We start from the raw sequence: 1749 nt of genomic DNA, 5'->3' as shown, positions 1-1749 counted from the left end.
TTGGTCAGAAGGTGATCATGAATGAGTTCGTCGCCTATCTGGACTTTGCCAATATCAAGGCGGATCTGAGCGCCCACACCCAGATCATCATCACCTTCGCACTGTGCGGTTTTGCCAATCTGGGCTCCATTGCGGTGCAGCTCGGCTCCATCGGCACCATGGCGCCGGAGCGCCGTCACGATGTGGCCAATATGGGCTTCAAGGCGGTGCTGGCGGCGACCCTGGCCAACCTGATGAGCGCCACTCTGGCCGGGATCTTTGTCTCCCTCTGATGAGATAAAGCCAGGCTGCGCCAGTAAAAAAGCGCCCGCCCCATGTGGGGCGGGCGCTTTGCTTTATGGGCAGGGTGCTAGCGAGCGTTTGCTTCCCCCAACCTTGGGTTGAGGGAGAGGATCCGGGTCTTGCTGACCCGGTGGCGATAGATCTCCCGCAGATAGAGCAGCGCCTTTTTCACCGATTCACGGCTGAGGCGAATATCGTTGATGGAGACGAACTTCTCTTTCTCGCGGATAAGCTCCCGATATTTCTTCTCATACATGGGCTTGATGGCGTACCAGTTAGTATCGAGGATCTTGGCCGGGTTCTCGAACTCGTTGAGCATGCTGTCGAGCAGCGCATCGTTCCACTCCTCATTGCAGATCATCTCGATCACCGCCTTGTCCAGATGCTCATCGAAGCGATAGTGATCCTTGGCAAAGCAGCGCTTGATAAAGGCCACTATCAGGGTCAGGAAGTCATCGCTCAGGCAGGGGCTCTTGACGATCAGGGTGGTGAGGGAGATGTTGGCCGACGCCCCGATGACCAGCGCATAGCGCTTGAGAGTGGTGTTGGGGAAGAGCCCGTTGAGGTGAGACTTGAGCCGGTTGAGATCCATATAGGAGAGCTTGTACTCCTTGGGCAGGGAGATGATCGACACCACCGATGAGCAGTTCTTGAAGAAGTGCAGCTCGTTGAGGTGGGCCGGGTCATGGCCACTTTTCACATAGTCGTCCAGATACTCCCGATAGTTGCCTGCCTCGATGGGCAGCAGACTGATCCCCTCAATGGCCTGGGTCATCTTGTTGAAGTGGGGCAGCTCGATGGAACGGGTGAAGAGATCGTCCACATTGAGCCCATCCTCCTTGTCAAACAGGCCGCCGGGGGGCGAGATGGACTCGGCATACGCCACCGCCACCGGCCCCGCCAGACTCATAAAGAGGTCGTTGGCATCGAGCCGAATGGTTTCGCTGATGTCGATGCCCGCCCGGCGAAAGTAGTTCTCGTCGTAGTCGGTGGTGACGGCCTGGGCGGTAAGAATGTTGAAGATCTGCTGGGAGATGTACTGGTTGGCGTACTTCTCCATTGTGTTGACGTCAACATGCTGGATCTCGCCATCGTCGCTCTCTTCGGCGTAGCGCATGATGTCGTTGGAGATCAGCATCATGGCATTCCAGGGCCTGATCCGCTTGAGCATGCTGGCATCGCACGCCTGCTCGTTGTCGAAGTGATAGGAGAAGTCCCACTCCTCGGCCAGATACTTGCACAGCAGGCGCCCGGCGTTGATGTGCAGCGCTTCCGAGATCTCGATCCCCCGATCACAGATATTGGGCAGGATACAGATGCCGCTGGTGAAGATGGGATCGAACATAAAGTGCTCCCCGAGGGAGAGGTGCTCCTCCTCTTCTGACGGGGGCGAAAAGGTCTTGCTCATGTAGGAGTACTGCTGGGCCAGCCCGAACTCGGAGGCCATGCCGGAGCCGGTGCCGCCCC

The 1749-nt window shown here is 57.7% G+C and carries 2 protein-coding genes; one reads left to right on the top strand and one right to left on the bottom strand.

The window, feature by feature from the left end:
• Positions 1–272: nucleoside transporter C-terminal domain-containing protein (locus AACS18_RS14885; protein ID WP_308810797.1), on the top strand; the 272-nt coding region annotated here is incomplete at its 5' end.
• Positions 273–349: 77 nt separating this feature from the next.
• On the opposite strand, the gene AACS18_RS14880 is transcribed toward AACS18_RS14885, so the two are convergent.
• The coding region (locus AACS18_RS14880; protein WP_108612576.1) for a hypothetical protein at positions 350–1749 on the bottom strand (1400 nt) is incomplete at its 5' end.

This window comes from Aeromonas sp. HMWF015, assembly GCF_963878965.1.
Lineage (GTDB): Bacteria > Pseudomonadota > Gammaproteobacteria > Enterobacterales > Aeromonadaceae > Aeromonas > Aeromonas veronii.
This window is presented reverse-complemented; position numbering and strand designations above follow the sequence as displayed.